The organism is Streptomyces sp. NPDC050856, from assembly GCF_040653855.1.
GTDB lineage: Bacteria > Actinomycetota > Actinomycetes > Streptomycetales > Streptomycetaceae > Streptomyces.
The window spans coordinates 41,411-62,062 of record NZ_JBFAGV010000011.1 but is presented as its reverse complement, the minus strand read 5'-3'; the positions used below and the strand labels follow the sequence as shown (position 1 = coordinate 62,062).

Here is a 20,652-nt window from a genome sequence, read left to right as displayed (position 1 = left end):
GCCCGGAGCCCCCGGGCAGGCCCTCGTCAGACGAACGTCCCTATGACCCAGCAGCGAGGCAGAGGGTAGCTGCCCAACCTCGGCCACATGGCTGAGAAGACGTCCCCGCTCGGTTCCGAGGAACGCCGCGCACGCTCCACGACCACGCCCTCCCGCACCTTCTCGTCCCACGCCTGACTGGGCCCCTTCCCCCAGAACTGGTCCGGAAGGATGTCGTCCACGATGACCGTGGCTCCCGGCCTGCACATCCGAGCCAGGGATTCGATGTCCGACCTGGCGTCCTCCAGGCGGTGCCCCCCGTCGATGAATGCCAAGTCGAACTCGACGTCGGGGGCGTTGCCGCGGTATTCCGGCAACGTGGTCTTCGAATCGCCTATGACGAGCTGATGACGGCCGGGGAACGTCTTGTCTATCAATTCCTTGGCCGGACCCACGCATTCATGGAAGCCCAGATCGAACGAGGTGACCAGGGCCTTCGGGTTCGCCTCGAGGAAGGCGTAACTCGACAGGCCGGCGTGGAATCCGACCTCCACGAGCGCCGAACATCGCTTGCGCTCGCGGCCTTCATCAGGTCGGCGAGCTGGGCCGGCGAAGACGACCCCTCACGGATACGAACCCCGGCCGCGACCAGGCATGATTGCACGGTCCGCACGACGTCGTGAACAAGAGCTTCCACGGTTGGTCCTCCCAAGGTTGCGGGTCAGGTCAGTCCGTCCAAAAGGGATACGTGTGATCCAGCAGGAAGTCCGGGCCGTTGCGATCGGCTCCGAACTGCGCCTCGAAGGGGCGCCACCACGACTCGTGGTCGGCGTACCAGGAGACCGTGCTGCGCAGCCCGTCGGACAGCGGGATCCGCGCACGCCAGCCCAGCCGCTGTTCCAGGCGCGCGGCGGACGCGACCAGTGAGGGACCCCGCCCGTCCTTCCCCGGGGAGTTCGTGCGGACCACCGGTCCCGAGCCCGTCAGCTCGGCGATGGTGTCGGCGACCTCCTCGAGCCCGGTGTGCAGGCCGGCGGACAGATTGAACGTCTCGCCCCACGAGGGGCGCTCCACAAGCCCCAGCAGAGCGCGAGTGGCGTCCTCGACGGCGAGGAAGTCGCGCAGTTTTCCGGTGACCGCCTCGCTCTTCATTCCGGACAGCCCCTGGGCGGTGACCCGCGGCACGATCCGGTCCGGGGCTTGCCACGGGCCGTAGAGATTGGTCAACCGGACAGTGGTCGTCTCGGTGCCGAAGCCATGCCGGAGGGAGGCCAGGTACTCCTCGCAGCCGATCTTCGAGGCAGCGTACGGGGAGAGTGGGAGCAGCGGGCTCGTCTCGGTGAACAGAGCCCCGTCATTCCCTCCGTAGACCTCGATCGACGAGGTGAAGAGCACGGGCACGTCCATCGCGCGGGCGGAGTCGAGGACGGCTGCCGTGACAGCGGTGTTGTTCGTCAGGACCCGCGCCGGCTCGTACAGGGAGAAGTCCACCTGCGGCAGCGCGGCAAGGTGGACGATGACGTCCGCCGCACCGTCCAGGCGGGCTCCGGGCTGCGAGAGATCGACGAACTGGTGCGGTGCCCGGTCGAGCAGCCCGGACGCCTTCAGGCGCCCCAAGCGGTCGGCGACGTCGACCAGGCGCACGTGGTGGCCCGCGTCCAGAGCCGCGAGGGCGAGGTTCGTGCCGACGAAGCCGGCGGCTCCGACGATGCTGATGGTGAGCGGCATGGTTTCCCTCCCGTGTGGTGACGAGTCCTTCGTTTCGGTGATCACTGCTTTCTCGGTACGTCCGGGTCCGAAGAACGCGGGTGATGCGAGGAGCCGAACGGGTCCGCTCCTCCTCGTCGCTGGGGACGCCCCGCGCCCATCGCGTGGAAGCCGCCGTCCACATGCACCACTTCTCCGGTGGTGCGGGGAAAGAAGTCCGACAGCAGAGCGACCACCGCCCGCGCGACGGGCTCCGGATCGGTGGCGTTCCAGTCGAGGGGAGCCCGTGACCGCCAGGCCTCCACCAGGGCGTCGAAGCCGGGGAAGGACCGTGCGGCAAGGGTCCCGATGGGCCCCGACGCCACGAGATTGACCCGGATGTCCTTGCGTCCCAGCCCGCGTGCGAGGTAACGGGACGTGGACTCCAGGGCCGCCTTGGCCACGCCCATCCAGTCGTAGCGCGGCCACGCGACCTGACCGTCGAAGTCGAGACCGACCACGGAGCCGCCGTGTCCCTCGAGGAGAGGCAGGCAGCTGTGGGTGAGCGAGGCCAGCGAGTGGGCGGAGACCTGGAGGGTCTCCGCCACGGAAGCCCAGGGGGTGGCGCAGAAGTCCTCCCCGCCGAGGGCCTCTTGCGGAGCGTAGGCGATGGAGTGGACGAGACCGTCCAGAGCCGGCAGGTGCGCGCGCACCCGTGCGGGGAGTCGTTCCAGGTGGTCGGGCCTGCGGACGTCGAGTTCGATGACCGGAGGCGGGTGCGGCAGCTTTCCGGCGACACGTTCGACGAGGCTCATGCGTCCGGATCCGGTGACGACGATGTCCGCTCCCTCCCGCTGGGCCAGCGCGGCGATGTGGAAGGCCAGCGAGGAAGGGGACAGCAGCCCTGTGACGAGCACGCGCTTACCCTTGAGGATCATGACCGCTCCCATGACTGTTCCGCGCTTCGCCGTACCGAACGGGGTCGCTCGCTCCCTGGACGTGATCGCCGGGGCGGGCGTGGCGGGTGCGCGACCGGGCGCGTGACCCGCAGCCGCCCGTCGGGGGCAGCCTCGATGCCCACCTCTCTCAGGTCGGTCACCGGCGTGCCGTGCGGGGCGTCCCGGCCGCACCCCACGGCCACCGCGGCCATGCCCGCCGACCGCGCCGCGAGGAGTCCCGCGGGAGAGTCCTCGAAGACGAGGCAGTCCTGAACCCCGACCCCCAGGGCGGCCGCCGCCCGAAGGTAGCTGTCGGGCGCCGGCTTGCCGTTCGCCACGTCTTCCGAGCAGATGAGGAGGGAGGGCCGGGGCAGGGAGGCGGCCGCGAGCCGGCGCAGGGCCACTTCGCGCGCCGCGGACGTCACCACAGCCCAGGCGCCCGGCGGCAGGGATCTCGTCAGTGCGGCGGCGCCCAGGGTGGCGGTGACCCCTGCCGTGTCACGGCACGACAGCTCGTGCAGCCACCGGAGCTCGGTCTCGACCCGGGACGGCGGCACGAACATCGCGACGAAATCCCGGTCCCTCAGACCGTGCGACACCCGCATGACCTCGGCCGCGTCGAGGCCGAGGCGCTCGGCCCACAGGCGCGTGTGCCGGTCGATGGTGCCGTGGGACTCCACCAGTGTGCCGTCCAGGTCGAACAGCGCCGCCCGGTAACAGGGCGTGGACAGCCGTCCGTCACTCATCGGCGCATCCCTTTCACAGTGCTCGGAGAACCGCGTCCCGGCGGGCGCGGCGATATACCTCGTTGAGTTCCTCCGGCTGCCCGCCGTCCCAGTGCGGGCCGAGGAACGCGGCCCCCCGCGCGTCGAAGGCGGACGAGGCCGGGTGCGTGGCGACCGGCAGGGTCCAGGCCTGGCCGCCGGCCGGCAAGGGCTCGGGCAAGGAGGGCCACCAGGTCTCCTCGTCGTTCAGTCTGCGAAGTACCGGCAGCAGCTCCCGCACGCCCGGCGGCCCTGCCGACAGGTACGCCGGGGAGGGGCCGGCGCCCGCTTCCCGCAAGGCCACTGCCCGTGTGCGGAGCCGGACGGGACGGCCCGGGTGGCGCAGGAGCACGACCGCGACCGGCAACAGCGAGCGGTTCTCGAGCCGCTCGCACGCCAGTTTCGTGAGCACGGGCAGATCCTGGTCGGCGGCGTCCCCCCGGGTCTGTGGCCCAAGGTCCACGAGCCGTCCGGTGCGCACCCGGTCGATCCCCTCGGCGAGATCTCCGGCAACCGATCCGCAGGGACAGGCCACACTGCGTACCGCCAGGTCCGGCAGCCGCCCCGCGCTGCTGGTGAGCGCTGAGGCCTCACGGCGTGCCATGGCGCGCACCAGGTTCCGCGCGAGGTCCGCGGGGTCGGATGTCACGCGGGTCGCGCCTCCCTTCGGCGGTGTCCTTCCCGCGTGCCGCACCCGACCGCGTCGGCACACAGCCGCACCAGGTGCTCCACGCCCGTCTCCTCAAGGGCGTCCGCGTCACGTTCCGTCAGCCCTGGGACGATCCAGGTCCGCAGGGCCTCGTCGCGCAGCCACGCGGCGAACGCGGCTTGTCCGGCCGCCGGGGCGGGCCACGCGGCCGAGGCCACGTCGAGGCCGAGCAGATAACCGGCCGCCCAGACCTCCAGGCGCGTACGGGCGAGAGGGCGGGCCGGTTCCGGCCACGGTCGGCGAGGTGCCCGGCGCCCGTCGTCCAGGCTGCCGCGCGGCGGCGTCGTCCGCTCCCGCAGCGAGTCCGCGATGTGCAGGGGGTCGGCCCCGATCAGTGGCGCCCAGTCGCGCCAGCCCCAGCTGAAGGGGTGTTCCACCGGTTCTCCCGCCTGCCCGCGCAGGATCCGCAGCCCGCAACGGGAGGCGACCAGTTCCACCGAGAACGGATGCGGCAGGGCGGCGGGCCGGCTCGGGAAGGAACTCAGGCCCGGGTGAGCGGCCCAGTGCCCGTCGGGGACGCGGGCCTCCCCGGCGAACACCGTCGCCTTCCGCCGGCCGTGCGCGTCGTTGCCCGCGACGCTCGGACCCGTACCGTGCTCCAGCAGATGAGGCACCGCCGCGACGACGGAGATCCCCGCCGCCTCACAGTACTCGGCCACCAGTTCGTCCTCGTCGCGGAAGCTGTCCGGGAACCCCTTGAGGTACGCGGCCAGCCCGCGCGCCTCCTCGGCCGGCAGCACCAGCCCCAGCGTCGGCACCCATTCGCGGAGCGTCAGCGGGGCCCAGGGCGAACCGGCCACGGCGGCGCAGCGCACGTGGTACGCGTTGTGGGGGCTGTTCCAGTTGACGTAGAGAGCGATCGCGTCCTTCTCCCGCGCCGTGACGAGCGACGCGAGATGGGAGGCGAAGCCGGGCACCAGCGTGACGTCGTCCTGGAGCACCAGATGGTGTGTGGCCCAGGGTTCCACGTCCGACCACGCGAGCTTGGCGGTGCGCAGAGGGCTGGGCCCGGCACCGGGGTCGGGGTCCCAGACGAGTCTGGGGCGCAGCGGGTGCAGCGCGGCCACCAAGTCGGCCACCCGGTCCCGGCGCGCCGGATGGCACATGACCGCCACACTCGTCCTCGGCGGTGCGTCAGACATGCACGTCCCCTGACGTGGGGGCGGTGACCGCCGCCTCCATGATGATCCGTTCCACGTCGCGCAGGACGCCCTCGATCGTCGCGGGCCCCACCAGGCGGGTGTCGGCGGTCAGCGTGATCTGGAGCGTGTCGGCGGGGTCGTAGACGTGGAAGGCCAGATCCGCGTCTCCTTGCTCATGGGTGAAGTCCATCCAGCGGAACTCGCCGGTCCGCCAGGCACCGGCCGGGGGCGGCGCCCCGTGGGGCCGGCGCTCGATCCGCAGGTCGTTGAACCAGCAGGTGCGGTGCATACGGGACCGGAATCCGCCGGCCCGGGCGATGGCCTCGGAGAGAGCCGGCTTGTCGTACTGGGCGTACCGGTAGGCGAGCAGCGAGGCGTCCCAGGCCCGCCGCGCCAAGGCCGGGAAGTCCGGCTCGGCGCCGGTCGCGCCGGACTCCCCGCCGTCACCGGGGCCGTCGGCGAAGACGTCGAAGGAGAGGACGCCTTCCAGGGCGACAGGGCTGATGGTGCTCCGGAACGGTTCACGGGTCCGGTTGTTGCACATCAGCATCACGCAGGGACGGCGGGAACCGGTGAGGGTGCCCAGGGCCCTGCCGACCGCGGCCAGGAGGACACTTGTTGTACTGACGCCCCCCTCGCGGGCGAGATGGCCCACGGCCCCCAGCGCAGACCGGGAGGTCAGCAGTCCCCGCCAGAAGCGAGGACTTCGCTCGTCGGCCACCTGTGACGGCGCTGCCATGGGCGGAGCCGCGCGCAGGGTCTCGATCCAGTAATCGGCGGCTCGCTCACTGCGTGCCTGCCAGGACGCGCCGCGCTGCAGCGCGGCGATGTGCCGTGGCTGCGTCGGCTCCGGCAGCGGTGACCCAGCCCCTGCCACACGGTCCAGGAGTTCACTCGCCGCCCGCGCGAGTCCGTCGTTGTCCGCGGCCATGTGCGAGACGGCGAGCACGATGTGCGTCACCTCGTTCCCGGTGTACACGAGCCCCACCCGCAACGGTGGTTCGGTGCCGTGACGGAACGACCGGGCGCACAGCTGCTCCGCCAGATCGGCCGCGGCCTGTTCCGTCTCACCGGGACTCGCCTGGGTGGGGCGCCAGTGCAGCGGTATGTCGCAGCGCTGCAGCAACCGCTGGGTCGCCGCGCCGGCGCGGCCGTCGTAGACGCTGCGCAGGGACTCGTGACGGCCGACGAGCCACTCCAGCGCGGCCAGAACGCGCGGGATCGGGCCAGGTGTCGGCAGGGTGAGCGTCCACCGGAGGTTGAACTGGTGATCGTAGGCGCCCAGGTCCCGCATGGCGTCCCAGATCGCCTGCTGGCCCCAGGTGACGGGGGACTCGCCGGCGGGGGCCGGGCAGGACAGGGGCAGGCGTGTGGGCAGTGGCGATGCGCTCATATCGCGTTCCTCAGCTCCTCACCGTTGGTGGAGCAGCCGCCCATGGTGTAGTCGACGGTGGCCTGCCGAGTGCAGACGACCTCGATGCCGGCCCGCGCCAAGTCGATCGCGAACGTGAAGTCCTCCGTCCACTGCATCTTCTGCCGGGCGCGGGAGAACTCCTCCCGGAACGGCACCTTGTCGTGGATCTCCCTGCGTACGAGCAACTCGTTGGTGTCCAGGCGTGCGATCAGTTCGCCCTCGACCTTGAAGACGTCCCTGACGACCGGCGAACCCGGAACGAAGACACCCAGTGCGACGAGCCGGTCGTAGGACTCCGAACGCGCCGCGCGGCCTTCCACGACGGGCCACCACGGGTCCTCGCCGGCCGGCACGAACTCCTCCCCCTGCTCGGTCACCAGGCGCCGCCAGCTGTGCGCCACGCCGACGTCCGGGAAGCGCTCCAGGGCATCCACCAGGGTGCGCAGGTGCTGGGGGCGATACGCGTTGTCATCGTCGAGCTGGGCGACGAAGGCACCGTGGCTCAGAGAGATCCCGAGATTGCGCATCTGTCCCAGCCGGGAGGACAGGTACCGGGCTTCGAAACCGGGCGCGCGTCGCTGGTTGTGGAGCACGACGTCCGCGCGGACCGCTCTCAGCTCGGCCACGAAACCCTCGTCGGCGAGGGCGGGGCAGGCGTCGCCGACGACGATGTGCTCGGTCCGCACGCCTTCCTGCGCGGCGACGGACCGGACACAACGCAACAACGCCTGCGGCCGGTTGTGGGTAAGGGTCACGACGCTGACCAGGGGTTCCGACGAGGGCTGGGGGGCTCGGGCCGACTCCTGGGGCCGCCCGCCGGAGCGGGATGTCATCGGATTCGTGGGCTCAGGCGACATGGTGATCGGCTCCCCCGTGGTCCTCGGGCGCCTCCAGCGAGGCGAGAGTGGCGGTCATTCCTGTTCGTATCCACGCAATGACTTCCGGCCGGAAGCCTGCCGACCGGAGCCGCAGCACAGCCTCGCCCTCCAGTTCCCGGCCGAAGGCCAGGGCCTCCGCCCGCTCCTGGTCGGACGGGTCCTCGGGCAGTTCCACGGCGACGGCCAGGGCGAGCGCCTCGCGCAGCGCGTCGGCCACGGCGTCGATCCTCGCCTCCGGCACGTTCTCCGTGACCCCGCGCCGTATGGCCTCGACACCGAAGGCGACATGGCGCGACTCGTCCCGGGTCATCGCCACGAACCCGGCCCGGAGCCCGGGCAGGAAGGAGCCCGAGCGCAGTGAGGCGACCAGCCGGCGCTGGGCCGTCAGCGCCAGAACCCCCTCCGTGACGATGTGGAAGACAGCGACGGCGCGCAGCCAGTCGTCATGGCCGGCGTGCAGGGACGACAGCGGGCGGATGAGCCGGGCTTCGAGCGCGTTCAGCCGCAATTGGGCGGGGGTCGAGTGCTGCCAGGCCGCGTTGAGGGCGTACCGCAGGTCGTCGCCGCTGAGACCGAGGACCTCGCTCGCGAGCCGGTCCATCAGCCGGGTGTGGCGCGACTCGTCCGCCGACTGGGTGCCGAGGAAGATCAGCGACGCCTCGTCTGGGGCGCCGACCGTGATCGGTGCCAGCAGGTCGAGCCCTGTGTACTCGCCGACGAGGAAGTGCCGGACGATCCGCTCCAGCCGGTTCCTGGTCCTGCGGGGCACGCGCTGCCAGTGCTCGGCGTCGCGTTCCAGGTTCAGGGCCTCCGCCGACCAGTGCTGTTTGTCCCAGGAGCGGTAGAGCGTCCTGTACGTCGGCCGTGCGGCGATGGTCAGCTGAGCGTGGCCGGCGATGTCCTCCAGCGGCACGTGCGCCATCTCGGAGAGCTGGGCCTCGTCCAGCAGCAGTGTGCTCCAGCGGGTCATGACACTCCAACTGAGTCGTGGGGGTCGGCGGTGCACTGAGGATCGATGAGGTCGGCGGGCGCGCGGAGCACGTAGTGGTCGCCCCGGTCCGGGCCCGCGTCCGGGTCGTGCCGGAACCCGGCACGATCGAAGACGTCGGAGGCGGGGCCGTTGCGCTCGCTCGGAAGGAACGTGCCACGCACCCGTTCCCCGGCCAGGCCGAGTTCCCGCACGGTGGCGGCCAGCAGCCGGGGGCCGACCCCCAGACCGATGACGCGGCAGCTCAGGACGAGGCAGAGCACCTGCCCGCCGGCGACGGCGCATCCGCCGACGAGCCCGTAGTCCGCGAAACGGTCCGTGACATGGCACACCGTCACGCTCCCGGCCCGTATGAGCCGTTCCAGCTCGTGGCGGGCCGGCCGCCAGTCGGTGGTGCGGTACTGGGTCGTCCGGTGCAGGAGTTCCTCCAGGCGATCCACGTCCTCCGGCCGGGCCCTGCGCACCGTGATCCGCGCTCCCACCTCCTGCGCCAGGGTCTGTTCGTCCAGGCTCTCGCCGAGTTCGCGCCGTTTGAGCATGCCGCGCGTGGTCTCGGTACGCCGCGACGCCTCCTGCCCGGCCGGGGGCCGGTCGAGCAGTGGCTCGCCGAGCAGGAGCGCGCGGAACCCGTGCACGGGCCCCTGGGCGATCCGGACCTGCGGGAGCGCGCGGTGCACCTCGTGCCGTTCCACGGGATTGTCGTCGAGGAAGAGGAACGCCTCGTGCGCCAGCCCGAGACGGGCGGCGATACGGGCGATGCCGCGGGACTTGGGCTGCCAGTCGATGCAGTGCATCACGAAGTCGTCCGGTTTCAGGAGCAGCGGGTGATCCACCTGTTCCCACGCCTTGAGGGTCTGCGACTCGGTGCCCTTGCTCGCGGTGGCCAGCAGGAACCCCCGGGACTTGAGCAGGGCCAGCGCCTGGTGGAGGCCGAGGTGGACCCACGTCGAGGTGTGATCCCGGTCGAGCCAGGAGAAGCCGTCCTCGGCCGCGATCCCCGGCCACAGCGTGTTGTCGAGGTCGACGACCACGCACTTGACGCGTCCCCGCTCGGTCGCCGCGGCGTACACGTCGAGGTACTCGCCGGCGAGCACGGACCCCAGCAGGGGAAGCTGATGTGGCTGGTCCCGCTCCGGATCGGGGGCTCCGCCGTGGTGGCCGAAGGGGAAGTACAGGTCGTCGAAGAGCTGTTCGGCACCGTACCGCGCGACCAGTCGTTCCTCGTCGAGCAGCATCAGGTGGTCATGGGCCCGCAGTGCCTCGTCGATCCCCGCGTTCAACCGGGCCAGCGTCTCCCGGCTGCCCATGGGGGTCCGGTGCTCGAACCGCCCGTAGGGGGACAGCGCCGTCGGCCCGTAGTTGTGCACGATCCCGATGCCGTGGTCACGGGTCGCCTCCGCCAAGGCGTCGATCCAGGAGCGACCGACGCTCCGTAGCCGCTCCGCCCGCGCACGGCGTTCGTCCTCGGTCGCGAGGGGACCGTGGTCCCACAGCTCCGTCAGGTAGGGGTAGAGGGACAGCTGGAGAACGGTGACGTCCGGCCGGTGCTTGTCCACGAGCGACTTGAGCCGGCCCCGGGAGTCGGGCCAGGCTCCGACGACGCGGACGTCGAGACCTCGTTCCAGCCCCTGTGCGATCAGCTCGTCCCGCGCGAACTCCGTCACGCATCCGCCGAGCGCCAGCACGGTGAGCTGCCGCGGCTTCCCCTGGTGGCCGTCAAGGAGGCGGGCAGTGAGCGCGCGCGGCTGGAAGTAGTGCTGGCGCCCGAAGCCCCGCATGATCCCGGCACTCTGGTCGCGGGGCGTGGACACCGGGGCCGCCAGGGCGAAGAGCGACTCCAGCCCGGTGCGCTCGTCGGTGTCCGCCTCGACGACGAAACCGCGCCGGGCGAGGAACTCGAGGAGGGAGCCCTGGGAGAGCCCTGTGACCTCATGGAGCTCCGCCTGGGTGAAGCGCTTTCTGCCGGCCAGGCTGTGCAACGCACGGCCCAATGCGGGCTCGACAGCGGCACGCTCACCGGTGACGGCGTGTGTCAGAACGGTCGAGGAGGAGAGTTCGGTGACGCACAGGTAGGCACTGACCCGGTAGGCGGTGGTGTCAGCGCTGGGCATGGGTACCTCCATGGGTCTCGGCCTGTTCGTGGTGCGGTCCGCTTCCGCGCAGATACCAGGGCGCGGTGAGGAGGACCGGCAATGCGATGAGTGCGGCGACCGTGAGGGACGCACCGGTGAGGGTTGCGGCGGTGAGCGAGGCCCCGGCCACGGCTCCGAGCAGACTGCACGCGTCGGTGAGGGGGATGAGGGCGGCGTAGTAGTGGCCGGCGAGCTGCGCGGGCAGGCGCCGCTGGGCCTCGGCGAAGAAGACGGCGGTGGCGACGGATTCGGTGACGCCCGCCAAGAACAGCAGGAGCAGCGCGGTGGTGGCCGACGGGACGTGGACGACGATCACCCACAGGGCGGCTTCGACGGTGTTGCCGATGATGTAGAGAAGCCCGCTGTGCAGACGGGTGAGTCTGCCGACGAGGAGGCCGCCGAGGACGGCACCGATGGCCATGGCGCCCAGCAGGTAGCCGTAGAAGCCGGAGTGCCCGGGGAACGAATCGGCCGCGAGGCGCAGCAGGAACATCCTGCCCACCGCCACGGCGCCGACGTACGTGAAGCCGGTCAGGGTCAGACCCAGCAGGAAGCGGTCACGGGTGACCGCGGTGGTCATGCCGCGGACGCCGGCGGTGTAGGCATCGCGCAGACGCCGGGTGGCGGTGACGAGCCTGCCGCCCGGGCCTCGGCGTCCTGCCCCGTCGGACGCCGTGACGTCCTGTGGGCGGAGCAGGGAGCCGACGGGCGAGGCGGGGACGAGGAGAACGAGCACGGCGGCGGTCAGGCAGGCGGCGGCTTCGGCCAGGAAGGCCACGTGGAAGCCGGCGGAGGCGACCAGGATGCCGGCCAGCGGGGGCCCCAGGAAGACGGGGAGTCGTTCCACGGTGACGAGGACGCCGTTGCCGGCGAGTTCCTCGCCCTCTTTGAGTACCAGGGGCCGCAGCGCGAGCCGGGCGGGTCCCGCGAACATGTGACCGATGCCGACGAGGAGGCTCAGCAACTGGATCTGCCACAGCTCCGTCGTCCACGGCATGAGGGCGATGACGCCGGCGCTGGCCAGGGCGCTGACGACGGCGACGCGCCGAGGGTCATGGCGGGCGACGGCGTCTCCGGCCACGGGCCCGAGCAGCACACCCGGGATCAGCCGCGCCGCGAACGCGAGGCCGGAGGAGGCGCTGATGCCGTACTGGTCGAGCAGGAGCAGAGGCAGGGCGACCGCTGTCATGGCGGCCCCCAGCTCGATGAAGAAGATGCTGAGGAACAGCGCGTTGCGGGACAGCCCACGTGAGCCGAACGGGGCCGTGGGTCCCGCCTTCGTTCCTTGGCTCTTCGCCCCCAGGGTGTCATCCATCTTGCGGCTCTTTTCCATACGTGTGCTTCTCGAGCAGAACGGACGCATAGTTGCCGCCGAACCCGAACGCGTTGACCAGGACACGCGCCAGGGGGCGCGGGAAACTCTCCGTGCTGACGCGCACTCCCGCATCGACCGTCATCGGCGTGTGGCATCCCGGGGTCCCGGGTACGACGGACCTCCGCATGGCCTCCACCGAGTGCGCGACAGCCGCCAGGGCAGAGGTGTGCAGAAGGTGTCCGAGGGCTCCCTTGTGGGAGAAGACCGGCACGTCGGTCCACTCCAGTTCCGCGCCGAGCTGCGCCAGTTGTCCCAGCTCCGCTTCGTCACCGCGCGCTGTGCCGGTGGCGTGGGCGCAGACGGCGTCGACGCGCGTACGGTCCGGGCCGTCCGCCGGGTCCAGCACCGCACGCAGCACCGCGCCCACCGCTTGCGTATCGGATTCGGCCCTGCCCGGCTTCACCAGGCACGCGGTGGCGGCGACCGAGATGGCCCCGGGGACGTCGCGGCGGGCCGCGTCGTCAGCCCGCTCGAGCACCAGGGCCAGGGCACCTCGGCCGACGGCTATGCCGTCACGCCGCACGTCCAGTGGTCGTACGGGGCCTTCGGCCAGCACGCCGACCGCGTCGAGACTCATCTCCTCCAGCGGATCGGGCACGGAGGCGCCCGCCACGACGACGATGTCCGACTGGCTGGAGACGAGCCTCTGCACGGCCAGGCGGAGGGCGAAGCCGCCGGTGGCGCACGCATGGGAGACCACGGTGACCGGGGCCCGTCCCGCACGGGTGGTCAGCACGTTCGTGTCGGCGCCGTGGAGGAAGGGCGACAGCGTCGGAGTGGTGACGGCGGCCTGTGCGCAGACCACGACCGACACCCGGCAATCGGGCCGCGCCGACCGGGGGAACCCGGCCTCGGCGAGCGCCTCGTCGATGACCGTGCCGAGCAGGTCCGGCTTCGACCACTCGGGCGGTGACGCCGCGTACGCGCCCTCCTGCGTGGCCGCGTGCCACAGCCCCTCGGTGCCCTGGTGTCCGGCCAGGCGGACGCCGACGCCGGTGATCAGCACGCCCGGCCCCGCGTGGGTGTGTTCAGTCCGCATGGTGCCCTCCTTGTGCGACCGCGCGCCGGTCTCCCGCGGCGTGCTCGGACAGCAGGCTCCGCACGGCACTGCGGTCGAGCTTGCCGTTGCGCAGGCGGGGGAGTTCCTCGACGGGTACGACCACGCGTGGGCGCAGCGCGGGCGGCAGCAGGTCCCGGGCGGCCGCCCGCCAGCCGGCGAGGTCGGCGTCACCGGCCGTCACCACCATGGCGCCCAGCCGTGTCGTGCCCCGCCGGTCGACCACGGCGTCCACCACCACCTGGCCGGCCGAGCAGAGGCCGCTGAGCAGCGCCTCCACATCGGTGGGGATGACCGTCTCACCGTGAATGATGACGCGGTGGTCGAGCCGGCCCACGATGTGGAGGGCGGGACCCCGCCATTCGGCTTGGTCACCCGTGGCCAGCCAGCCGTCGGAGCGGAGCCGACGCCGGCTGTCGCCGAAGTAGCCCGACATGACGCCCGGGCCGCGGACCAGCAGTTCGCCGCGGCTCTCCTCGATCCTCACCTCGGTGCCCGGCAGGGGCAGGCCGACCGTGCCGGGGTAGGTGTGCCCGGGCGCGTTGAGCGCCACGTTGGGACCGGCCTCGGTCAGGCCGTACCCGTTGTGCAGAGGGGCTCCCCACCGCGCGAACCTGTCCTCGATCCAGGCGGGCAGTACCTCTCCTCCGCAGCCGCGGAACCGTAGCGCGGCGAAGGCCCGGCGCTTGTCGGGGAACCTGTCCAGGCGGGACAGCAGTGCCGCGTACAGCCCCGGCACACCGTCGAGCGTGGTGATGCCGTTCGGGGTGAGCCGGTGCAGGACGGCCAGGGCGTCGTTCGCCGTCTCGACCCACAGCTGAGCACCGGTCAGGCGGGCCATCCCGAGCACGCTGAAGCCGTACGCGTGGCCGAGCGGCAGCGGCAGGCACAGCCGGTCCGTGTCCGTGGTTCCCATGCGCTCCGCGGTGGCCCGGTACTGGTACTCCTGGCCCTGGGCGCTGAGCAGGACCAGGCGGGGATCACCGGTGCTGCCGGAGGTGAAGCAGGCGACCGTCGTGTCGGAAGGAAATCGCTCGTGCGTGGCGACGGGCCGGGGTGTCACCCGCGGACCCGCCGGGCCGTCGCTCACCTCGCACACGGCGGGCAGCCCCGAGGTGCGCGCATACGGGGAGCGGAGGACCAGGGCGGCGCCGGTGCGCCGGCACGCCTCGGCCGCGGCCACGAACGCGGTTCCATTGGTCGTGGGAGCGAGGACGCCCAGGCCCGGACCCGCTCCCGCCTCGGCGGCCGCCCGCGTCACGGCGTCGACCGCACGCCGCAGTACCAGGGAGTCGACCGGCTCCCCGTCCACCACGAGACGCACCGCTGGAGACCGGTCGCTCATGCCGTCCGCTCCAGTCCCCGCCGCGCGGCCTGCGGCAGATTCGCGTCGTCGGCGGGAACCACGACCAGAGCCAGCCGCCCGGCCCGGGCGTGCTCGCGGGCCCGGGCCAGGGCATGCGCCAGCTGGTCCGCGTTCTCGACCCGCTGCGTGTCGTCGAACATCCGCTCCAGGGCGGGCAGGCTCCGGGAGCGGTTCGTGAACGACATGAGGGACGCCGTGGCGTCACGCTCGGCGCGGGGCCAGCCCCAGCCGCCGTTGTCCCAGGTGACGACGGTCAGGCCGATGCCGGCCTGCCGGGCCGTCGCCAGGGCGGCAAGGCTCATCTCCAGGGCACCGTCGCCGCAGGTCACCACCGTTTCCATGGTGGGGTCCGCGAGGCCTACGCCCACCGCTGCGGGCAGCGCGAACCCCATCATGGTCTGCTCACCCGGGGTGAGCGCCGTTCCCGCGGGGCCCAGTTGCAGGCAGGCGTAGTGGTACCCCCACAGGTCGTGCAGCCCGTTTTCCTGGACGACGCACCAACGGCTGTCGCCGTACTCGCGCGACAGCGCACGAAGGGTCGCGGGCACCATGCCCGGCGCGGCGTCCTTGAACAGCCGGTCGCGGGCAGCGCGCCACTGGTCGCCCCAGGACTCTCTCGTCGGGGTGACCGCGCGCCCCGCTTCCAGGAGCAGCAACTCGGCGGTGAGGGTGGCATCACCCGCGAGAAAGCACTCGGCCGAGGGGCCGTACAACTGCGCCTCGGGGTCGGAGTCGACCCGTACGAGCGGGGCGTCGCCCAGGAATTCGTCCCAGCCGTCCCGCGCCGTCTCCTCCAGCCTGGTACCGAAGGCGAGCACGAGGTCGGCCTGCCGGAGCGTGTCCGCCAGGGCCTCTTCACGGTAGAGACCGAGCAGCCCGCAGAAGTTGTCTCCGGCTTCGTGGAACCGGTTGCCGACCTCGGGCACCGTGCCACGGCCGCTGGCCGTCGCGAGTACCGGCGCGTTCAGTTCCCTGGCGAGTTTCCACACGGCCGGACCGGCCCCCGCGGCGTGCGCTCCGCCGCCCACCACGATCAGCGGCCGCCGAGTGCGCTGCAGCAGTATTCCGGCGTACAGGAGGGACTCCTCCGCGGGGGCCGGGGTCGGACGCGCGGGCGCCGGTCGCCCGGCGCGCGCGTCCCCGTCGGCCGTGGTGGGAATGGGCGCCTCGGCCACGTCGGCCGGAACCTCGATGACGGCGATGCCCGGACGCGGGCCCGTGGCCTGCCACAGGGCCGACTCGACCGCCCAGCGGAGTTGGTCACCGGTGGCCAGCACGTGGTACCAGACGGAGAACTGGCCGAGCAGTTCGCGCTGGGACAGCTCCTGGAAGGCGGCTCTGCCCCGTTGGTCCCGGGCGGTCGCCGTGGTGACGAGCACCGCGGGCAGCCGCAGTGAGGCGAGCTCGGCCAGTCCGGTGAGCGCGTTGAGGACGGAGGGTCCCGTGGACACCTCGATCACGGCGGGCCGACGTTTCGTCCGCACGTATCCCGCCGCCACGCATCCCAGCGTGCGCTGGTCCCGAGGCACGAGCACGTGCGTGTCCTGCCGCCGGGAGGCCGCGTCGACGAGCGACGGAAGGTCTGAAGGGAAGCCCACCACCATGTCGACACCCAGGCGGCCGAACTCCGCTGCCATACGGTCCCAGAAGCCGCTCGACACTGACAGTCGCCCTTTCTGTGCTGCACATGTGGGAATCGGTCACGCCGCTGGGGTGCGCGGATCACGGGGCCACGGAGATCAGTTCCCCGGTCAACCGGAACAGGGACTCCGAGCAGCGGACCCGCAGGATCGCCGCGCTGCCGCACGAGCCGGCCGCCAGGGCAGCCCGGGCCGCCTGCTCGGCCGCGTCCCCGTCCCCGGGGCCGCAGTGGAAGTACGCCTCGTGGTGCGCGACGGGGCCGTCCGCGTGTGCCGTCAGCAGCCGACTGGGTTCGAGTTCCGTCGACGCCGACGGGCGCAGCCGGTACTTCCGGCCGTCGACACGCCGGGTGTACAGCTCGCCGGCCACGGCGCAGTACTCGGCGACCGCGAAGTGCAGGGGCGTGCAGCCGGTCAAGCCGGGCAGCCGGGCCAGGACGTCGGCGACGGCGGCCGGGGCGTCACGCCACCAGGAGGGCTCCGGGACGCGTGGCGTCCGCGCGGCAAGTGCCCCGGTCCGCTGACCTGGCGCTGGGCGCAGGACGCTGACGACGGTTCCGTGGCGGCTCAGCCGTTGCTGCTCGCTGCCATTCATCGGGCGGCCACGGAGGTGTGGGAGACCTCCGGGGCGGGATGTCGCCCCGCTTCCCTGGACAGCAGAAGGGGGCGCGCCACCACCTCGCCGTGCTGCCAGCGGGCGCTGGCGCGCCTGCCGTAGCCGCCGAACGGCTGATTGCCGTTCTCGACGTCGAAGGAGGTGCGGGGGCCGCAGTTCACGGATGTACCCAGCACGGGGTCCGGCAAGCCGGGCTCACCATAGACGCTGACGTACATGCCGCGTTCGGTTTCCGTCTCGCTCTCCAGCCAGGCGCGGACCTGGTAGGGCTCCGTATAGGAGGTCAGACAGAGCACCGGAGAGAAGAGTTCAGGTGGATGTGTTTCCGACAGGCCGGGGAATTCGACAACGGTGGGCTCCAGCCATCTGTTCGGCGCGTCGATGCCTCCGCCACTGACGACTTTGTCCCGATGGGTTTCGACGAACGCGGCAGCCGCGTCGAACGCGTCGGGATAGAACATTGGAGGAGCGATCAGTCCGGGCTGTTCCCTGCGGGCGCGGGGAATGGTGGAAAAGACTGCGGCCAGCTCTTCACGGATTTGCGGATACAGCGAGCTGTGGGCGATCAGGAGGTCCGGGCAGAGGCAGTCCTGGCCGCCGTTGAAGAGACGGGACTCCGTCGTCGCGCGGACCACTTCCGAGACGTCCGCGTAAGGTCCCGCCACCACCGGATTGGGGCCGGATCCCAAACCCAGCACAGGGATGTCTGCAGGAATCGCGTTCCTGATGTCCTGGAGGTTCTCGTACCGCCCGGTGAAGACCACCATCTGTGCCTGACGGCACAACGCCACGAACTCCCGCTGGGACACGTCGACCATGGAGACCGGGTTGTGCGGCACGTCCTTGAGGAGCTCATGGAGCCGAAGCACCACATCCCGGGTCCGGGCCGACGGCCGCACCAGCACCTCGTCGCTCCAGAGTCCGGGCATCAAACCGAACAGGACGTACGAGTAGAGCACGTTGTTGGACGGCAGAAAGGTGCAGACGCGCCCCCCTGCGTGACCGGCGAACCGCTCCAGTTCCTGCCGGCCTCCGCGCAGAGTGTCGACGGCGGAATCCAGTTCGGCCACCGCGCTGTCCCGAGTTGCCACGGATGTGAGCAGGCGTAACAAATCCTCCGACCGGTCCAGGAGCCGATCGGCCCACGTGGCGCAGAGAAGTTCTATCTCGTCCAAGTCGAGCCCCACGTCGGTGGTTCGGCTTCCGGAAGACACACTGGACAACGGCTCCCCCTCGGCTCAGCTTTCCATGGTCGAGGTGCAGATATGTGCGGCCTTCTTGGCGGACGCAGCCGACAAGCGCTGCGTCGGGCACGGTTTTCGGCGCCCCATCAGGTCAGCAACTCGTGGCGCATCCGCACTCATTCGGTTCCTATGCGTCGGTCAGGTTTCCGACCACAACAGCTTCCATACGAAACTTGCTGGTGTCAACGGTGATTCGAACGGCTGGCCCCATGCCGCGATGCGCCCAGTTCATCCTGGTCTGTGCAAACCAGTGGGATCTCATGACGGCCCGTGATCCGCGCGGTCCCTGGAGTGTGCCGGGGTAGACCAATTCGACTTCCTGGGCCTTCTTCGGCGCTCGTCGTGCGCCATGACATCACCGCCATGCCGCGACGGAATGGCGAAATGAGTGACCGGAAATCGACTCCGCTGAACCGGGGGGCCGTCACCGTGGCGATCCGGGCCGTCGTCCCGGTGCCGGCCGTGTTGTTCATGGTCACGGCGATGACGGTAAAACCGCGATGAACCGGTCCGGGGGTTCCCCGCCCACCCGGACGCGTATCTCGTCCCCGGCCGGATCGATGTGCCGGAGCGACGGAAGAGAGAGCGTTTGAGCCATCGTTCCCGCAATCGCCCCGCACACCTTCGAACAAGGGCCGGCGGTGGCACGTCACGCGGTGACGCATGGATCTCGCCGTGTTTCCGCCACAGGTGACGGCTCCCATACCGTGCTCAAAGCGGATGTGTCGGACGTCTCCATCGACTGCATGTGCCGGAGGACTGGGTGAGATCTCGCCGCGATGACCAGCCGCTGAGGGGCATTCCGGCCGCCGGTGTCCCGCGGCAATCGGACAAACCAACGGGCCTTCCGGTTTGTCTGCACGCGCCACGCAACTCGTTGACACCGCACCCGGCACGCATGGACGATGGAAACCAGGCATCGGCCGAGGGGTGACTCGTGTCGCTCCTGGCCCTCCAGGTTCGTCGCTCCTGCCTGTTGACCGCCCGGCACCCGCGAACGCCAGGCTCGACCGGGCCCGGCGGTCCACAACGAATCCGCATCACGCGCCCAGCGGCGACGGTGCGCCGGAGACCGCCGCACGAAGACGCCCGCGTCGGCACGGCACGGCACGCCGTCGGCCGGCGACGGCGCTCCCTTGGCTCCCACGGAGACGAGTGAACCCCATGAGTCAGGCACCAAAGGTCCCGGCCGCACCCTTGACCGCGTCCCCATCTCCTCCTGCTCCGCATCACCGAGCCGCCGGCCCAGGCGCTCCGCGTGACCACGGACGAAGCGCGGGGCCGCGGTGTCCGCACGCCCCAGGAGCCGCAGGATCGCACGCCCCGGGGGAGTCGCCACCGCGTGCTCCAGGAACGGCGCGCGGTGGGTGTCGTCGCCCTGGCCGACCTCGCCACGGAACGCGACCCCAGCTCCGCGCTGGGCGACATCAGCGCCCGCGTCACGACATTCGTTCGGGCTTCTCGTTTTCGTCTGTCGAGCACCGGAACCCGTGGCTCGGTCGCATCGTGAGGTGGACGGGGAGGGACCGTCCCCGTCCGCAGGTCGACCGGCACGGCTTCGGCGCACATCGCGCCCGTATGCCCCACGCCTTGTTGGCCAGCCCCGTGCTGGTTCGTGAGCGGGGGGAATACGTCCTGCTCATGGATCGAGGTGTGAGCAACTGGGAAGCGGGCCGGATCGCCGGCATCAGCCGGCGGCGCCCGTGGCGGCCGGGACGGGGTCCGGACCGGGTCCGGAGTCGATGATCTGGGCGAGCAGGTTGAGGCCGGGGCGGTCCACGGGTCGGGTGTTGGCGTTGAGGATGACGACTGCGGCTCGGTGTTCGGGGGCTACGGCCAGCAGGCTGCGGTAGCCGCCGGTGCCGCCGGTGTGGAAAAGGACGCGGTGCTGGCTGCGGGGCAGGTTGGCCGAGATCCAGCCGGGATGGACGGCGGCTCTGGCGTTGATGCGGTGGGCGGTCGTGTGGGTGAGAGCGATGGCTTCGGCGAGTTCTTCGGGCGCGGGGCCGATCTGGGCCCGGGCCAGCCTGAGCAGGTCGGGCACGGTGGAGTGCAGGCCGCCGGCGCCGGCGAGGGCGGCCAGGTGCCAGGGCGGGCGGGGGCGGCCGGTGCGGGAGTGGCCACCGGCCAGTCGTGCGGTGCGTGCGGGGTCGAGAACCACGTGAGTGTCGGTCATGCCGAGGGGCCGGCAGATCTCGGCCTGGATGAGCGTGTCGTAGTCGGTGCCGGCGTGGCGTGCCAGGGCGAGCCCGAGCAGGCCGGCGCCGAAGTTGGAGTAGCGGAAGCGGGTACCGGGCACCGACCGCAAACGGGTGCGCCGCAATCCGTCCAGCAGAAGCTCGCCCGTGCAGCCGGCGTACGGGTCCGATCGAAACAGCCCTCGCGGCAGGAGGCCTTTGGGCAGCCGCGGCAGACCGGAAGTGTGGCAGGCCAGGTGAGCCAGCTCGATGACCCCACCACCGCGTTCGGGGGCCATGATGTCGCGGGGTAGCAGGTCACGGAGCGGTTGGTCCAGCCCCACGGCGCCACGCACGGTGAGCTGGGCCAGGGCCAGCGCGGTGAACGTCTTGGTGACGGAACCGATCTCGAACAGCGTGCCGGGGTCTGCGCCGTGCAGTGCGGACTGCCCGCCCCGGACAGCACCCACCGCGACGACGCCACGCTGTCGTGCGCCGAGCCGCTTGGCCGTTCGTCGTGCCAGATCATCGAGGAGCGAGGTCACGA

17 protein-coding genes and 1 pseudogene are annotated in these 20,652 nt (G+C 71.3%); 1 reads left to right on the top strand and 17 read right to left on the bottom strand.

Annotated features, from left to right (window positions below; genetic code table 11):
• Window positions 1-26: 26 nt before the first annotated feature.
• The 16 genes and pseudogenes from AB0H53_RS13045 to AB0H53_RS12970 all read right to left on the bottom strand — a co-directional run bounded on the left by AB0H53_RS13045 (window position 27) and on the right by AB0H53_RS12970 (window position 17,859).
• Window positions 27-533 carry a class I SAM-dependent methyltransferase gene (locus AB0H53_RS13045; protein WP_362110850.1) on the bottom strand — a complete coding sequence of 169 codons (507 nt, stop codon included), beginning with the start codon at window positions 531-533 and terminating at the stop codon, window positions 27-29.
• 172 nt (window positions 534-705) lie between these two features.
• Window positions 706-1,707 carry an NAD(P)-dependent oxidoreductase gene (locus tag AB0H53_RS13040; RefSeq protein ID WP_362110847.1) on the bottom strand — a complete coding sequence of 334 codons (1,002 nt, stop codon included), beginning with the start codon at window positions 1,705-1,707 and terminating at the stop codon, window positions 706-708.
• A gap of 131 nt (window positions 1,708-1,838) precedes the next feature.
• Window positions 1,839-2,603: pseudogene (fabI, locus tag AB0H53_RS13035) on the bottom strand (enoyl-ACP reductase FabI); the annotation flags it as partial.
• Window positions 2,600-3,349: an HAD-IA family hydrolase gene (locus tag AB0H53_RS13030; RefSeq protein ID WP_362110844.1), complete on the bottom strand. Its 750-nt coding sequence runs from the start codon at window positions 3,347-3,349 to the stop codon at window positions 2,600-2,602. The pseudogene fabI and the gene AB0H53_RS13030, both read right to left, overlap by 4 nt.
• A gap of 13 nt (window positions 3,350-3,362) precedes the next feature.
• Window positions 3,363-4,016, bottom strand: a complete 654-nt coding sequence (locus AB0H53_RS13025; protein ID WP_362110841.1) for a hypothetical protein — start codon at window positions 4,014-4,016, stop codon at window positions 3,363-3,365.
• Entirely contained in the window at window positions 4,013-5,218 is a 1,206-nt protein-coding gene (locus AB0H53_RS13020; protein WP_362110838.1) for a hypothetical protein, read from the bottom strand. The genes AB0H53_RS13025 and AB0H53_RS13020 overlap by 4 nt, the downstream gene beginning before the upstream one ends.
• Window positions 5,211-6,611, bottom strand: a complete 1,401-nt coding sequence (locus AB0H53_RS13015; RefSeq protein WP_362110835.1) for a condensation domain-containing protein — start codon at window positions 6,609-6,611, stop codon at window positions 5,211-5,213. The genes AB0H53_RS13020 and AB0H53_RS13015 overlap by 8 nt, the downstream gene beginning before the upstream one ends.
• On the bottom strand, window positions 6,608-7,387 hold the full coding sequence (locus AB0H53_RS13010) for a glycosyltransferase (RefSeq protein WP_362110832.1): 780 nt from the start codon (window positions 7,385-7,387) through the stop codon (window positions 6,608-6,610). The genes AB0H53_RS13015 and AB0H53_RS13010 overlap by 4 nt, the downstream gene beginning before the upstream one ends.
• A 91-nt stretch (window positions 7,388-7,478) precedes the next feature.
• Window positions 7,479-8,480 carry a ribonucleotide-diphosphate reductase subunit beta gene (locus AB0H53_RS13005; protein ID WP_362110829.1) on the bottom strand — a complete coding sequence of 334 codons (1,002 nt, stop codon included), beginning with the start codon at window positions 8,478-8,480 and terminating at the stop codon, window positions 7,479-7,481.
• Window positions 8,477-10,609, bottom strand: a complete 2,133-nt coding sequence (locus AB0H53_RS13000) for an HAD-IIIC family phosphatase (RefSeq protein ID WP_362110826.1) — start codon at window positions 10,607-10,609, stop codon at window positions 8,477-8,479. Before AB0H53_RS13000 ends, AB0H53_RS13005 begins: the two co-directional genes overlap by 4 nt.
• Window positions 10,596-11,945, bottom strand: a complete 1,350-nt coding sequence (locus AB0H53_RS12995; protein WP_362110823.1) for an MFS transporter — start codon at window positions 11,943-11,945, stop codon at window positions 10,596-10,598. Before AB0H53_RS12995 ends, AB0H53_RS13000 begins: the two co-directional genes overlap by 14 nt.
• Window positions 11,938-13,044: a beta-ketoacyl synthase N-terminal-like domain-containing protein gene (locus tag AB0H53_RS12990; protein WP_362110820.1), complete on the bottom strand. Its 1,107-nt coding sequence runs from the start codon at window positions 13,042-13,044 to the stop codon at window positions 11,938-11,940. Before AB0H53_RS12990 ends, AB0H53_RS12995 begins: the two co-directional genes overlap by 8 nt.
• Window positions 13,034-14,407, bottom strand: coding sequence for a fatty acid--CoA ligase family protein (locus AB0H53_RS12985; protein ID WP_362110817.1), 1,374 nt, complete (start codon window positions 14,405-14,407; stop codon window positions 13,034-13,036). Before AB0H53_RS12985 ends, AB0H53_RS12990 begins: the two co-directional genes overlap by 11 nt.
• Complete coding sequence (locus tag AB0H53_RS12980) at window positions 14,404-16,065, bottom strand: thiamine pyrophosphate-dependent enzyme (RefSeq protein WP_362110814.1); 1,662 nt, start codon at window positions 16,063-16,065, stop codon at window positions 14,404-14,406. The genes AB0H53_RS12985 and AB0H53_RS12980 overlap by 4 nt, the downstream gene beginning before the upstream one ends.
• 85 nt (window positions 16,066-16,150) lie before the next feature.
• Window positions 16,151-16,663 carry a hypothetical protein gene (locus tag AB0H53_RS12975; RefSeq protein WP_362110811.1) on the bottom strand — a complete coding sequence of 171 codons (513 nt, stop codon included), beginning with the start codon at window positions 16,661-16,663 and terminating at the stop codon, window positions 16,151-16,153.
• The gene (locus AB0H53_RS12970) at window positions 16,660-17,859 is read right to left on the bottom strand and encodes an aldehyde dehydrogenase family protein (RefSeq protein WP_362110808.1); all 1,200 of its coding nucleotides are present in this window, start codon (window positions 17,857-17,859) and stop codon (window positions 16,660-16,662) included. Before AB0H53_RS12970 ends, AB0H53_RS12975 begins: the two co-directional genes overlap by 4 nt.
• Window positions 17,860-19,270: 1,411 nt before the next feature.
• Between AB0H53_RS12970 and AB0H53_RS12965 the strand changes: the two genes are divergently transcribed.
• Window positions 19,271-19,438, top strand: coding sequence for a hypothetical protein (locus AB0H53_RS12965; protein ID WP_362111131.1), 168 nt, complete (start codon window positions 19,271-19,273; stop codon window positions 19,436-19,438).
• 177 nt (window positions 19,439-19,615) lie between these two features.
• On the opposite strand, the gene AB0H53_RS12960 is transcribed toward AB0H53_RS12965, so the two are convergent.
• On the bottom strand, window positions 19,616-20,650 hold the full coding sequence (locus AB0H53_RS12960) for a serine hydrolase domain-containing protein (RefSeq protein WP_362110805.1): 1,035 nt from the start codon (window positions 20,648-20,650) through the stop codon (window positions 19,616-19,618).
• Window positions 20,651-20,652 lie beyond the last annotated feature (2 nt).

What these genes read in the sequence shown, in the direction of transcription:
- AB0H53_RS13040 (WP_362110847.1), bottom strand. Translation starts at nt 1,707, where the DNA reads ATGCCGCTCACCATCAGCATCGTCGGAGCCGCCGGCTTCGTCGGCACG.
- AB0H53_RS13030 (WP_362110844.1), bottom strand. Translation starts at nt 3,349, where the DNA reads ATGAGTGACGGACGGCTGTCCACGCCCTGTTACCGGGCGGCGCTGTTC.
- AB0H53_RS13020 (WP_362110838.1), bottom strand. Translation starts at nt 5,218, where the DNA reads ATGTCTGACGCACCGCCGAGGACGAGTGTGGCGGTCATGTGCCATCCG.
- AB0H53_RS13015 (WP_362110835.1), bottom strand. Translation starts at nt 6,611, where the DNA reads ATGAGCGCATCGCCACTGCCCACACGCCTGCCCCTGTCCTGCCCGGCC.
- AB0H53_RS13005 (WP_362110829.1), bottom strand. Translation starts at nt 8,480, where the DNA reads ATGACCCGCTGGAGCACACTGCTGCTGGACGAGGCCCAGCTCTCCGAG.
- AB0H53_RS13000 (WP_362110826.1), bottom strand. Translation starts at nt 10,609, where the DNA reads ATGCCCAGCGCTGACACCACCGCCTACCGGGTCAGTGCCTACCTGTGC.
- AB0H53_RS12995 (WP_362110823.1), bottom strand. Translation starts at nt 11,945, where the DNA reads ATGGATGACACCCTGGGGGCGAAGAGCCAAGGAACGAAGGCGGGACCC.
- AB0H53_RS12990 (WP_362110820.1), bottom strand. Translation starts at nt 13,044, where the DNA reads ATGCGGACTGAACACACCCACGCGGGGCCGGGCGTGCTGATCACCGGC.
- AB0H53_RS12985 (WP_362110817.1), bottom strand. Translation starts at nt 14,407, where the DNA reads ATGAGCGACCGGTCTCCAGCGGTGCGTCTCGTGGTGGACGGGGAGCCG.
- AB0H53_RS12980 (WP_362110814.1), bottom strand. Translation starts at nt 16,065, where the DNA reads ATGGCAGCGGAGTTCGGCCGCCTGGGTGTCGACATGGTGGTGGGCTTC.
- AB0H53_RS12975 (WP_362110811.1), bottom strand. Translation starts at nt 16,663, where the DNA reads ATGAATGGCAGCGAGCAGCAACGGCTGAGCCGCCACGGAACCGTCGTC.